Annotated in this window: 8 protein-coding genes and 1 pseudogene; 6 read left to right on the top strand and 3 right to left on the bottom strand. The window is 41.4% G+C overall.

The window, feature by feature from the left end; genetic code table 11:
* The first annotated feature begins 1,014 nt into the window (after positions 1-1,014).
* The 5 genes from B4V02_RS03295 to B4V02_RS03315 all read left to right on the top strand — a co-directional run bounded on the left by B4V02_RS03295 (position 1,015) and on the right by B4V02_RS03315 (position 7,929).
* Positions 1,015-2,880: a beta-glucoside-specific PTS transporter subunit IIABC gene (locus B4V02_RS03295; protein ID WP_094153722.1), complete on the top strand. Its 1,866-nt coding sequence runs from the start codon at positions 1,015-1,017 to the stop codon at positions 2,878-2,880.
* 19 nt (positions 2,881-2,899) lie between these two features.
* Complete coding sequence (locus B4V02_RS03300; protein WP_094153723.1) at positions 2,900-4,360, top strand: glycoside hydrolase family 1 protein; 1,461 nt, start codon at positions 2,900-2,902, stop codon at positions 4,358-4,360.
* A 32-nt stretch (positions 4,361-4,392) separates the two neighbouring features.
* Entirely contained in the window at positions 4,393-5,241 is an 849-nt protein-coding gene (locus B4V02_RS03305) for a PRD domain-containing protein (RefSeq protein WP_094153724.1), read from the top strand.
* A 28-nt stretch (positions 5,242-5,269) separates the two neighbouring features.
* Positions 5,270-5,863 carry a YitT family protein gene (locus B4V02_RS03310; protein WP_244188523.1) on the top strand — a complete coding sequence of 198 codons (594 nt, stop codon included), beginning with the start codon at positions 5,270-5,272 and terminating at the stop codon, positions 5,861-5,863.
* Between the two features lie 998 nt (positions 5,864-6,861).
* A complete protein-coding gene (locus B4V02_RS03315) occupies positions 6,862-7,929 on the top strand; it encodes a right-handed parallel beta-helix repeat-containing protein (RefSeq protein ID WP_094153726.1) in 1,068 nt (355 codons plus the stop codon).
* Between the two features lie 872 nt (positions 7,930-8,801).
* Here B4V02_RS03315 and B4V02_RS03325 read toward each other — a convergent pair.
* From B4V02_RS03325 to B4V02_RS03335, 3 genes and pseudogenes are all read right to left on the bottom strand, one after another.
* Positions 8,802-9,893, bottom strand: a complete 1,092-nt coding sequence (locus B4V02_RS03325; protein ID WP_094153728.1) for a sensor histidine kinase — start codon at positions 9,891-9,893, stop codon at positions 8,802-8,804.
* Positions 9,886-10,566, bottom strand: a complete 681-nt coding sequence (locus B4V02_RS03330) for a response regulator transcription factor (protein ID WP_094153729.1) — start codon at positions 10,564-10,566, stop codon at positions 9,886-9,888. The genes B4V02_RS03325 and B4V02_RS03330 overlap by 8 nt, the downstream gene beginning before the upstream one ends.
* Positions 10,567-10,730: 164 nt before the next feature.
* A pseudogene (locus B4V02_RS03335) lies at positions 10,731-11,298 on the bottom strand (class I SAM-dependent methyltransferase).
* Between the two features lie 659 nt (positions 11,299-11,957).
* Between B4V02_RS03335 and B4V02_RS03340 the strand changes: the two are divergent.
* On the top strand, positions 11,958-12,569 hold the full coding sequence (locus tag B4V02_RS03340; RefSeq protein ID WP_094153730.1) for a DedA family protein: 612 nt from the start codon (positions 11,958-11,960) through the stop codon (positions 12,567-12,569).
* Positions 12,570-12,944 lie beyond the last annotated feature (375 nt).

Raw genomic sequence — 12,944 nt, forward strand, 5'->3', positions numbered from 1 at the left:
TTTAGATACGACATAGTCCTTATACGGCGGGAGAATGTGCTTGAACATGGCTCTGACAATATGGACGAGCTTGTCGCAATCTTTGTCAAGCATATCAAAAACCAGTCGGCAATCTTCTACAACAAATTTATGAAGAAGATTTAATAAGGCAAATATACGATATTCAAAATAAATCAAAAAAACTTGTTTTGTATGCAGAAATGACACTCTTTTTCTTTATCCTGATATAAAATATTCTTCTCCTCACAACTTAATAAGGGAGAGCATTACTTTAAATTGGGTAAGACAGTTTGTACTAATTGTGGGTTTAAACTTTATAATGATGTAAGCGAACCAGCGGATTATGGAATAAACTAAGCGGAAGATCGCATTTGGGAGTCGGTTTCCAACTTTTTTTGTATGGAAATTTTAGGCGGTTCCAAACTTTTTATTTTTCGTGTTTATCACGTGCCGCGGCAAACCCAATAAAACCAACAAAATTGGTTCCGTACTTTTTTATCACCCGACATTAAAATGTATCTTAACTCAGGACAGTCCCGATGAAAATTTTCCTACATCGGGACTGTTTGTATTTTTATAGATAAGTAGGTGGAACAATGAAGACTACTATAGGGGAAAAGATAAAAAGTATTCGAAAAATAAACAAGCTTAGTCAGTAATGAATTTTCATCAATTATTGGTGTTTCTCAAGGTAATCAGTGAAAAGTACGGTACGTTTAGTGAAGGAGATATATTCCTGGTTCAATTTATTTTGAATAAAAAGGGGCTAATTCCAATTTTAAGTATCACCGAACTTGCTAACCATCCTTGATTACTGCCGGCTGAGAAAAAATGTTGACGCTTTCAAAAATCTGATTTATAATTCAATCAATCGAATATACCTATTAGACATGTGACTGGTAATGCAGGCAGGATCTAAAATGACAAATATTATATTTGTCGTTTTAGGTCCTTTTTTATTTGCATAAAAAGCCTGCTTCCTTTCGCAAAATTACAAAAGGAAGGAGCATGGACATGGATTACAAACAGACCGCCGCGGAGGTTCTGAAGCATGTAGGCGGCAAGGAAAACATCTCCCATTTAGAACATTGCTCGACAAGATTACGCTTTTCCTTGATCGACAATAGTAAAGCCGATGTCAAGCGGCTCGAAAGCATTCCCGGCGTCATCGCTGTAAAAATGACTGGTCAGTGCCAGGTCGTCATCGGGAATGAAGTCGTTGAAGTTTATGATGCGGTCAATCAGTTGTTGGGGGGGGCGCCGAACCCGAACTCGGAATCCGCTGCTGCGGCATCCGAGGCTAAACCGAAAGAGAAGAAAAAACTCGGCAGCGTTATTTTGGATTTTATCGTGGGTGTGTTTCAGCCGCTGATTCCGGCGATTGCCGGCGCGGGGATGTTAAAGTCGCTGCTGCTGCTGCTTGGTTTAATGAATGTTCTGAATCCGGACGGCCACACTTATAAAATCTTGTTTCAAATTGGAGACGCCGCTCTTTACTTTCTTCCATTATTGGTGGCTGTTACCACCGCCAACAAACTGAAAGTCAGTACATTGGTTGCTCTGGCTGCCGTCGGCGCTTTGCTTCTACCGAACATGGCGGCTATGCTTGGAGAAGGCGTTCAGTTCTTCGGTTTTCAGGTTAAAAATATCGCCTATGCCTACCAGGTCTTCCCGGCGATTCTGACCGTGTTGCTCTACGCTCAAATGGAGAAATGGTTTACGCGAATATCGCCGAAGGTGATCCGGATCTTTTTTGTCCCGATGATGTCGCTGCTCATTACCGTTCCGGTTTCATTATTAATTTTGGGTCCCCTCGGTTATACGCTCGGCGAAGGTTTCTCATCCATCATCTTAACCTTGTTCGATAAAGTGGGCTGGATTGCCGTAGCGTTATTGGCCGCCGTATTGCCGCTGATGGTATCCATCGGCATGCACAAAGCGCTCATTCCTTACGCTCTCACCGCGATGGGAAGCACCGGCAAGGAATTGCTTTATTTACCTGCTTCGCTTGCCCACAATATCGCCGAAAGCGGCGCTTGCTTCGCCGTTGCGGTACGGACCAAAGACAAAGCGCTAAGAGCCACGGCGATTTCCGCCGGGATATCCGCCTTATTCGGCATTACGGAACCGGCCTTGTATGGGGTCACGCTGCAAAATAAAAAAGTGCTCGGCAGCGTCATTGTCGGCTCTCTTGTCGGGGGGGCGTTCATCGGTATCGTCGGCTTGCAGGCTTATGTGCTCGTCGGACCTGGGATAGCCAGTTTATCCATGTTTATCTCGGAAGATTTGCCGAGAAATATCATCAATGCCATCATCGCGCTCATCATTTCTTTTGCGGTTGCCTTTGTTTCGGCCTTTATCCTTGGCAAAGACAACAAAGCCAAAGAGGAAGAGCAGCAATTGGCTATCCAGCTTACCACGGTGAAAGAGTTCAAAAGTCCGGTAGTCGGAGAAATGGTTCCTTTGTCCGAAGTGAAGGATGAGGTTTTTTCCACCAAAGCGATGGGCGAGGGAATTGCGGTCATTCCCGCCAAAGGCGAATTATACGCGCCCGTGGATGGTAAAATTGAAGTGGTATACAGCAGAAACCATGCGATTGCCATGAGTACGGCGAACGGCATCGAGTTGTTGTTCCATGTAGGGATCGATACCGTCCAGTTGCGGGGCAAATATTTTGAACCCCAGGTGAAGCCCGGAGATGAAGTGAAAGCCGGTGATTTATTGCTGAAGTTCGATCTTGAAAGAATTATTGAAGAAGGCTTCGATCCGGTAACCATCGCCATCGTGACCAATAAGGGCAAATACGCGGTCGAGGTTGCGGATTTAAAACAGGTGAATCGCCAGGATACTTTGATGGTTGTAACCGCCTTAGAAAACTAAACCAAGGGAGAGAGCTGAAATGAGCAAAGGATTTCAAGAGAACTTTTTATGGGGCGGCGCCATTGCCGCCAATCAGGCGGAAGGCGCTTGGAACGTGGATGGGAAAGGTCTGTCCGTAGCTGACATAGCCATGTATAGACCGCATTTGAATGTCGAGGATTACGAAGCGCACCAGGTCGTTACCACCGAAATGATCGAACGGGCGATGCAAGATCCGGACGTCAAAAAATATCCGAAACGCAGAGGGATCGATTTTTATCATCGGTATAAAGAGGATTTGGCCCTGTTTGCCGAAATGGGCTTCAAAGCGCTGCGCGTTTCGATCGCTTGGAGCCGGATTTTTCCGACCGGTGAAGAGAACGAGCCCAATGAATTTGGGCTGAAGTTTTATGACGGTTTGTTCTCGGAAATGAGACGGCTCGGCATCGAACCTATCGTCACGCTTTCCCACTATGAAATGCCCCTTGCTTTAAGCGTCAAATACAACGGCTGGGTGGAAAGAAAGGTCATTGATTATTTCGTGAAATTTAGTAATGTCTGCTTCTCGCGTTATAAGGACCTGGTGAAATATTGGCTGACCTTCAACGAAATCGACAGCATCATCCGCCATCCTTTCACGACCGCGGGCATTGTCCCGGAGCGTTGTCCGGAGGGCAAGGTTGAGGAAACCATTTATCAGGCGCTGCATCACCAGTTTGTCGCCTCGGCGCTGGTGACGGCGGATTGCCACCGCATCATTCCGGGCAGCCAGGTAGGCTGCATGCTGACGATGCTGACGACCTATCCGAATACTTGTCATCCCAAAGATGTGGAAATTACGCTGATGAGGAATCTGCACACTTATTTTTACGCGGATGTGCAGGTATTTGGAGAATACCCGCCTCTGATCGAAACCATGCTCGAGCAGAAAAATATTCATCTGCAAATGGAACCGGGAGATAAGGAGATTTTGCGGAAGCACACGGTCGATTTTGTTTCTTTCAGCTACTATATGTCATTAACCGAGTCCGCCAAAGAAGGACTGGAGCGAACGTCCGGCAATACGATCACAGGGGTGAAAAATCCTTATTTGCCCGTAACGGATTGGGGATGGCAGGTCGATCCGGTTGGCCTGAAAATTTCCTTAATCGAGTTATACGACCGCTACAGAAAACCGCTGCTCATTGTGGAAAACGGCATGGGAGCCGTGGACCGGGTGGAAAGCGATGGCTCTATCCACGATGACTACCGGATCAATTATTTTAGGGAACACTTTAAACAAATGAAGGAAGCGGTGGAAGCCGGCGTTGACCTGTTCGGCTACACAAGCTGGGGACCGATTGATATCATCAGCGCTTCCACGTCCCAGATGTCCAAAAGGTACGGCTTTATTTACGTCGATCAGGATGACGAAGGAAACGGCACGTTGCAGCGCAGCCGTAAGGGTTCTTTTTACTGGTATAAAAAAGTGATTGAAAGCAATGGCGAAGATTTGGATTAGTTCCCCATCTTTCGATTAGGGAGGTAACCCGTGTGATCAAAATCAAAAAAGTGTTGAATTCCAGCGTAGTTTTGGTGGAGGATGAGCAGAACAAGGAGTACATTCTGTTTGGCAAAGGCATCGGCTACGGCCAAAAAGCGGGCAATACCGTCGAGGAACACCAAGCCGATCAAATCTTCGTACCCGTCGAAAATGTCAAAGTCAAAGAGTATCTTGACGTATTGGATACCATTCCTCCGGTATACGTGGAACTGACCGGGCAGATTGTGGCTTACGCGGAAAAGAAGCTGCAAACCAAGCTCAACACGGGGATCTATTTTACCCTAATGGACCATTTGCATTTTGCGGTGGAACGGTTGTCTAAAAAAATCGCGATTACCAACAAAGTGTTTTGGGAAATTAAAAATTACTATGCTGAGGAATTTGAAATCGGACTCTTCTCCTTAGAGCTGATCAAAGAAAAGCTGCACATCGAAATGCCCAAGGAGGAAGCGGCCAACATCGCTTTTCATTTAATCAATGCTCAAAGCGGGGAGAAGGAATCCAAAGACGGCATGAAGATGGCCAAAATGATCGGCAGCATCGTCAACCTGGTGAGATATTCGATGAATATCGACATGGATACGGAAAACATCCATTATACCCGTTTTGTAACCCATGTGAAGTTTTTTGTGGAGCGGTTTTATACGGATAAAATGCTGGAGGCGACGGACAACATCCTGTTTGAGCAAATCGCCAGCCTGTATCCGCAGGCGATGGACGGGGCTTTCAAGATCAAGGAGTATATTAACCAAGTGTATGGAAAGACCATTCCAAACGAGGAGCTCACCTATCTGGCCGTGCATATTCACAGGCTGATCTCCTATAACCAGTTGGCCTAGTCTAGACGGAGGTTCTTTAATATTGAAAGTGAAAAACATTATGATTTCGTTTATTGGGTGTTTTATTATGGGTCTAGGCATAAACGCAGGATATGTACCCGTTCACTTATTCAGTACAGGATTCCCGGGAATCGGGATCCTTACGCTCTATACTTTGAATTGGAATCCGGGTATCGTCGTGTTTGCTCTTAATATTCCTTTGTTATTACTGGCTTGGAAACGGATTGGCCGCTCCTTCGTCATCCAGACTGTGATTGTTGCAGGGGCTTTGTCCGTCTTCCTTGACCTGTTGAATCCCATCCGAAATTGGGTACATCCTCCCTTATGGTTAGGCATTTTGATTGGAGGGGCGTTCTTGGGATTCGGATCGGGAATCGTTTTTGGCCAAGGGCTGACCAGCGGGGGCGTTGGCCTGTTAGGCCGGTTAATTCAACTTCATTTTCCTAAACTAAAGATGGGTACGATTCATATTGCTTTTGATTTTTTTGTGCTTATACTTGGAGCGCTGGTCATGGATATCACGACGGCATTCTACACTTTCTTAGCATCGATCATTATGGGACGTACGATGGACTTCACAAAATCGGTGCCCAATCTTATTGCAAGATTCCGCCACACATAACCAAACGCATTGGCAAACTCTGCCTGAAAACAGTTTCGCGCGAAGAGCAACGAAAGCAGCCAACTTCACATGAAGGCTCATGGCAAAGGGTAGCGGTTAAGCCGCAAGGGTATGCCGGAGCGCCAAGCTCTTCGTAGGCACAACTCGACCATTCTTTTCTCGAAGAACAGAACGACTTGCTGGAACGAATTCTCGAAAGGGCCTCTCGGGGAAACCGGGTAAGAAAGATGATAGGCTGTATTGTGGACTGATTGGGTTACGTTTTTCATCATGTTCCATCAAATTTTTGTTTAAGAGCCTCGCTCCTGGGAAAAGAGACGTTAATCAATCCCCTAATCTACATTGTTTATATGATTTATTTCTCCGATTCAGTGGTCAACTTTTTAAAATTAAAATCCGTTGATTAATAACGGGATAATTTTAAAATGTATTTTATTGGTAAAATGGGAGCTTTCAATATGATTCGAGAACTCAACTTTATTGTCTGTACACAAGGTGTTGTTGTCTGATGGTAAAAAAGTCTGGAACTAGTCATTTTACAAACATCAAGAAAGATCCCGATGATATATCGGGATCTTTCTAGCTTAGGAGGGCAATTATGTCTACAATAGACCAACGAATTCGAACTACCAATAGATGATCAGGTAAAGGTTCCACATAATCAGATATCTGTTGTATTTATTGTACTGATTTGATTAAGGCGTTACTGGGCCCTGGAAGCATCTAACGGCGGCTTAGTTTTAGTGTACCGGAATGACCGTTTTGATTACACCCACTTTCATCCGTCGATGAGAATTAAACAATTAGACATTCAATTCATTGCGTAAAGTTACTTGTTAATTTCATATTTGTTTAATGGTGATAAATTCCATGTATCTAAAGACTCATACTTTCGTTGAGTGTTTTAAGTCTAAGGTCACTTTTTTCTGTTACCTATTTATATTCAGATGAAATTCCCGAAATATAGTGTAGTCTAGTATTTTGAAATGAGGGGTTAAATGATGTTGGGTAATTTGAAATTTAGTCACAGCATGATGAGTCTTAAAATTAGAATGGTCCACAAGATTTTAATTGGTGCGATCGTTGTGGGGATTGGATCTATAGTAGGAATGTCAGTTGGGGCTTCGGCATCCGCGCCTGTATTGCCAAACCAATTTCATATACATGATGTTAATGTGTCGGCTAATGCAACTGACGCAACAATTCAGGCTGCCATCAATTGCGCTTCAGCTGCAGGTGGGGGAACTGTTACCTTGGAAAAGGGGAGCTATAGTATTAAAAAACCAATCTATCTAAAAAGCAACGTTACGATTGCGGGAGCAGGTAAAGGTAATACGGTACTGCAAATCGATGCTAATTTAGGGGCTAATGGTGCTTTAACTTCGAACAATTCAAACCCGGCAGAGAATATAATTATTAAGAATTTAACAGTAGATGGTGTAGCAGCAACCGAGCCTGATAAAGCATCCAGCCATGACAAAATTACAAATTACGGTATATTACTGGATGGTAGTAGCTATGTGAACGACAAGGTACTCTTCGATAACATCGAGATAAAAAATACAAATATGGGACTTCATATAAAAGGATCTTCCAACGTAACAGTACAGAATAGTGAATTTCACGACAACGGAGGATCAATTGATTATTGGCATAATGTATACTTGAGAAGAGTGACTAACGTTTTAATACAAAATTGTGATATTTATAAATCAAATTCTGGGAATGGTATTAATATTTCATATTCGGATCATGTGACCGTTGATTCATCAAAAATTTACGATAATTATTTCCGCGGAGTTCGGGTAGCTGTAGGAAGTTATGTTGATGTGACCAACAATGAGGTGCATGGAAATAAAACTGGAGACGGTATTATTTACAACAGTGAGGAGTCAGGTGTGACCAATTTCCGTATCATCAACAATACTGTATCGAATAATGGAGGGTATGGTATTTTTATCAATGTTGCCTGCTCAGACGGAGAAGTAGCGTCCAATGTCATTTACCTGCGCGCCCTATTACAGAATGTATCTATCATATATTGGAGATATACAACAAGTAAATGAGGTTAGAGCTATGGGGGCATGTGATAATATAAATCCAACTGTTGGCGGTGTGCGGACTTCTACGCGACAATCTTGGAGCTCTTTATTATGTTGGTTATAATTACTAAATCACTTTGGATTAAATTTTGTGAAAAAAGATCGTTATATTACACACTTCTTCACTTCATTCAGTATAAGTTTGATATCTCTTATTAAAAACGTGTAACACCCTACTGGCTTTACTGGTGGGATTGTGGGTTATAGCATCAATTGAGACAGCCAATATCCCAAAAAATCCAGTAAAATTGGGAGTAATACAAAATCATCTGTTAATGAATATCTAAGTTTTCTTATTTTATGGTGAAAAAGGACAGCCTGTTTTTTTATAACAAAAAGTAAGACAAACATAAAGGGGAAAGCACCTTTATTTGGTTAACAATAAATTTTTGTTATACACATTCTTACCTACTGAAGCAGTTATCGCTGACAAGCCAGAACCAGAAAAGGCTGCAATGCCTGACATGGGGAGCATAGGTGGAATGCGGCATGATGTAAGGCTTTTAGGCCTCGCTTGCAAATCGAACCAATCTTGGGTAACTGAATTACGAACTGACGACCATACAGGTGGAGCACATGGTGATTATCAATTCATCGTTCGTACGGACTTAAAATGTACAAGTATTAAAAGTAGGCCCTTGCACTCATCGAGGGTCTTGTTTGTAATCAATTTATGCATTATTAACCATGGCAATATGAAAATAAACTTGTAGACTATGAAGATGAAGATGTAGGATCAGAATAATCCGCCATTGTATAAATAATCTCAGGTTTAGGAAGCGGGGCTTCTCCGCATTTCATAGAAGGTAGAGAAGAAGCAGCTTCAACTGACACTGTTAGCTACTGGAGCTATTTTCAAAAGGCAAATTCAGTTGGAATGTAAATACGTTATGAATATGAGTGAGCGTTAAGGTGCCTTGATGTAACTCAATAATATTCCTAGCGATGGAAAGACCCAGGCCTGCTCCAGTTTGGATACCTTCGCTACTTCTTGAATGGTCAACCTTATAAAAGCGTTCAAACAGCTTCTCCTCTTGATCTTGCGACAGAGGAGTTCCTTTATTTTCGACCTCAATCGTAATTTGCTCAGGAGTCGTTTTCAGTCGAATGCAAATGCTTCCCGGCTTCAAGGAATACTTTAAGGCGTTCATGAGAAGATTATCGATTGCCCTGGCAATTTTATCGCTGTCAATGGAGGTAACGATTGGGGAATCACCGATATCTTTCACGATATATACACCGTTTTCTTGAGCAATGGGTTCGAACTCGAACAGCAATTGATCCAAGAGTTGAAATAAATTGATCCTTCTGAGATTTAAGTGGACATCGACCGAAGTGAGCCGGGTATATTCAAACAAGTCATCCAGCAACTTCTTCAAATGAAGCGCTTTGTTATAGGTGTTTTGAACAAAGCGCGTATATTCATCCTTATCCTGATATGAGTCTGTTCTTAAAAGCTCGATATAGCCAATAATGCTTGTCAGAGGCGTACGCAAGTCATGTGAAATACCAGTGATCAACTCCATCTTGGATTTCTCAATTTCACGTTCTTTTACAATCTGCTGCTCTAAACGTTCTGTCATTCGATTGATGTTGAGCGCGACCCGCCCGAGTTCATCTTGCCGAACAACAGGTACCCGATAACTTAAATTACCTTCGGAAATAATTTGAAGCCCTTGCTCCAGTGCAATTAAGTCTCTAACGATTCGTCGTGTCAAAACTAAAAAAGTAAAAATAAAGGTTACCATAAACAAGGGAGTGAGGAGATAAGGAAAAAAATCGTGAAACCATTGCCATTCAATTTTCAAGAAAAGTAAAATGAGAATATCATTTATAGCAATGGCGATAATAAAGCTTAGCACCATTCTGATTAAAATGTTGACCTGGATGCGTTTTTTTCGTTTTGGCTTTTGAATATGTTCACTCAATTTTATAGCCAACTCCCCACACCGTTTTAATATACTGAGGATCTCTTGGAAATTCCTCTAATTTCTCTCGTAAATTACGAATATGAACCATCACGGTATTATCAGAAAAACCATATGGCATCTTCCATACATTCTCGTAAATTTGCTCCGAACTAAAAACCTGTCCAGGATGGCTGGCAAGCAAGACCAGAATAGCAAACTCCAAAGGAGTCAGCGAAATTTCGTTTCCTTTTAACTTTACGGAATGTTTGCTCTTATCAATCACCAGATCTTTAATAAGGATAAGGGAATTAAATTCTTCGTTTCCTATTAATGATTGACGCCGTAGCTGCGCTTTTACGCGAGCGAGCAGTTCTAACGGGTTAAACGGCTTGATCATATAGTCATCAGCCCCGGTAGTGAGCCCGTTAATTTTATCAATATCTTCTTCCTTGGCTGACAGCATGATAATTGGAGTATTCGATATTTCTCTTATTTTAAGGCATGCTCTGATCCCATCCATTCGTGGTATCATGACATCCAGGATTACCAGTTGAATCGGTGTTGTCTTTATGGCATCTAGGGCTTCTTCACCATCGGCTGCTTCAATCACATGGTATCCTTCATTACGTAGATATACATGAATGACATCTCGAATCTCGGAATCATCATCTACAACAAGGATTGTATTCATTATCGGCTGCTCCTTCTTTTTTGACTTGGTAGAATTAAGGTATTTAGGGTGCCTAAAATCACTGTTACTAGTATAAATATCATGATGATAAAGTAAAGTCTTCACTTTTTCTACATGCGCATAAGCAAACTATTCAATGGAGTGAATTAAAGTGTCATCATCACTTAAATTGTCTCCTTTTTACGACAGACGTATACGAAAGCAGGAGGGATATTAAGAGGCACCAAATTAATTTTTTCAATACTAAAATTTTTGGAAAGCTGCTTTTTCATTTGAAGCGAATATTGAAAGGCGATGAACAACCCCCCAGGTTTGAGTGCTTTATAGATTTGTTCAACCAAAGTATCTCTCAATTCACGCTCAAAATTAAAAAAAAGGTAGCCCGCTAAAAATACAATCCAACTGATGAATGTTCTCTTGCTTCATCGTTTCTACTAATTGAGCAGCGTCCGGATGACAGGAGAAGTCTGGATATTCTGTCTGTAGTCTATTCCTCATGGTCTCATTCATCTCAAACAATAACACTTTCGTTGTTTCACTCACCTGGGTGTTGATAAAACGGGTGATGGCACCTGTACCCGATCCAAGCTCTGCGACTGCCTTAACCTCATTCCAGGGAGCTTGTTTAACCATTTTGGTCGCCAGAAACCGGGAGCTCGGTATAACACTTCCCACATTTTTCGGGCTGTGAATAAAGCTTCGCAAAAACAAAAAATTTTCATGTAGTTTCAACTGATTTTCCTCCATTACTCTTTTGTTGTCAGGCATAGTGCTGAGTTCAAATATTAAATATGTCATTTCTTTTTATCGAAGCGGATGGATACCGGAACGATTAAAATGAAAGAATTGATTTGGGATTGGGATTTCAGAAAGACCAGGGCGAAGCATTTTTCACCTCCATCTCTTGTTTTGATACAGAAATCATAATGAAAAAAACTAAGGAATTTATGAGTATATTTCTAAAGAAAATCTAAAGAATTTGTCTATGGAAGTCTTAAAATCTATTTCATACAACCCTCAAAAAGCCTTACCAACCAAGTCGGCAAGGCTTTTTTATAAGGGAAAACGCTTATGATTGGAAGGAGATCATCTATAGGCATAATGATTATAAGGATGTTACATTTTTTTTATTATCTCTTTATTAGCGTTCGGAGATGCAGCATCACCAAAGGGTTGGGATCAAATAGTTGAGGTCTGATTAGCTTGGTTAAAAGCTGATCAGACCTTTCTTACATTCGGCGTAAAAAAATCTTAAGATGTCAAGTCATGGCTTGGATGGGATAATTAAAGGCGTTTTGCATTACTTCAGAATTTCTTTAGAAATATCCTTATAATCTCCTAAGATTTTTATATTAATATACTCTCATTGACATTAACGAGGAGGTTAGAACATGATCAGCGATATCGTCTTACAGCTAGTCGGTCACTACGGATATCTGTTTTTTTTCCTAGCCTTCTGTCTAGGCCCATTTGGAATCCCGGTTCCTAATGAATTAACCATACTAACAGGTAGTATTTTGAGTAACAACGGAGCTTTAAATCCGTGGATTGTATATATTGTTATCCTGGCTGGCTTATTTACAGCAATTACATTTGCTTATTTTACGGGCAGAATCTTTGGGGAGAAATTCAAACCAAAGTTCCAAAATAACCGTCATTTCCAGAAAGCAGAGAGACTTTTTGAACAACACGGGGATATTGCAATGTGTCTTGGATTTTTAATACCAGTCGTTCGGTATATTCTGCCTGTATTCATTGGTCTAAGCGGTGTCTCGTACAAGAAGTTCGCTTTAATTTCGTATTCCAGCGCGTTTGTTTGGACCGCTACATTCTTTGCTTTTGGCAAATTCTTTGGACATTATATATTGAATTTGCTAGATTTGATCGATCCTAAATTGGCCGTGGTTGTTCTAATAATTGCCGTGGGCACTTTTATCATAATCAAATGGTTCAAGTCGAAATTTTCTAACTCACCTTTATTGCATAAGCCGATGAACAAATGAAAAAAATAATAGAAAAGGGGGAGAGTCATTTGACCGGCGGAGCCGTTAGCAAAGTAGGATATTTCAGTTTCACCATTGTATTAACCTATGCCAGTCTGTTTGTAAATTGATTTCAAGTGGGATATCACTAAATAAACAATTTCATTTTCTAGGTGTTCTTACTCTTGCAGACCATCCGCTACTTTAAGAATATTGATCTGTCTTAGTTAGATGTATCCCCACTGAATCCCGAATTTATTTTTCAGTATAATAAGAATCGTTTCTTGGGTCATATGAAAGTCTCCTTTCCGTCGATTTTGCTTAAGATAAAGGAAAGTAGTTTCTTAAAAGTTTCTGAAGTTTGATTTTTTGAAACGATGTAAAGGAGAGCTGTGA

This window comes from Paenibacillus kribbensis (genome assembly GCF_002240415.1).
GTDB classification, from domain to species: domain Bacteria; phylum Bacillota; class Bacilli; order Paenibacillales; family Paenibacillaceae; genus Paenibacillus; species Paenibacillus kribbensis.